Genomic DNA, 1,191 nt, shown 5'->3' on the forward strand with positions numbered 1-1,191 from the left:
CGCTACAAGGGTGGCTGGCTGGCTTAACGGCACGCGCTGAAAGCTTTGCGGGCATTAGCGCGTCACCGGTAAATCACCGCCTAACTCACCACCTAAATCAGGTGAATTAGGCTGCGCTGCCAACTCGGACGCCAATTCAGCCTGAGCATCCGCTTTAGGTCGAGCCTCCAGCTCAGAAGCAACCTGCAAGGTCGCGTCGGCATGAACCGCGACCCGAGGCAAAATTGCAGTATGCTCAATATCAGCGGCCATAAATCCCATAATGAGCGCGATCACTTCATCACTGGCATCTTCGAGGATGTAATGCCCACAATCGGCAAATTCATGGACGCTTGCATGGGGCATCTGCTGGCGCCATGTGGCTAAAAAGTGCTTATCGAAGACAAAATCCTGTCGTCCCCAACAAATGAGGGTGGGCACCTTCGCAAATTGTGGCAAACTTGCCGCAATCTGCGAGACCAAGGAGTAGTTTCTATCCCCTTGCTTTAAAGGGATATCCTGCACAAATCGCAACGTCGAAATCCGATTAGCCCAAGAGTTAAAAGGAGCAACATAGGCGCGGCGGATCGCGGGTGCCATCGGGCGGCGCTTTACCCCCACATAGGAGGCTATCGCAGCAAAGGCGTTTAAGCCACGCACTAATGCGGTGCCTAACCCTGTATTACGGCAAATCCACAGCGGCCATGGAAAAGCTTTACCCTCAGGTAAATGGAAGGCCGCGGTATTGAGTATCACCAAGCGCTTGATCCGCGTTGGATAGCGCGCCGCATAGCCCATACCTATCATGCCGCCCCAGTCGTGCACAACTAAGGTAATGTTTTCTTTAACATTTAGACTATCTAACAAGGCTTCAAGATCGTCGATACGTTGCTTAAGGGTATAGTCATAGCCACTATCGCTGGGTTTATCTGATAGGCCACAGCCAATATGATCCGGCACGATGCATTGGTGTGTGTCTTTTAAGGCGCTGACAAGATTGCGGTAGTAAAAGCACCAACTCGGGTTACCGTGAACCATCACCACGGGCTCCCCCTGCCCTTCGTGGATGTAATGGAGTTTGTTGCCATTAAGGCTGAGAAAATGCCGCTCAAAGGGCAACAGAGTGTCTAACATGACGCTTCCTATTTTTGTTGTATTTATTTTTAACTGACGTCAAAGGTGAGCGGCTCACCCACAGTTAACCCTGAGTAA

1 pseudogene is annotated in these 1,191 nt (G+C 51.2%); it reads right to left on the reverse strand.

The window, feature by feature from the left end:
* Positions 1 to 240: 240 nt before the first annotated feature.
* Positions 241 to 1,113, reverse strand: a pseudogene (locus ACRCZA_RS09245) (alpha/beta fold hydrolase); the annotation flags it as partial.
* Positions 1,114 to 1,191 lie beyond the last annotated feature (78 nt).

This window comes from Shewanella sp., from assembly GCF_051658185.1.
Classification (GTDB): Bacteria; Pseudomonadota; Gammaproteobacteria; order Enterobacterales; family Shewanellaceae; genus Shewanella.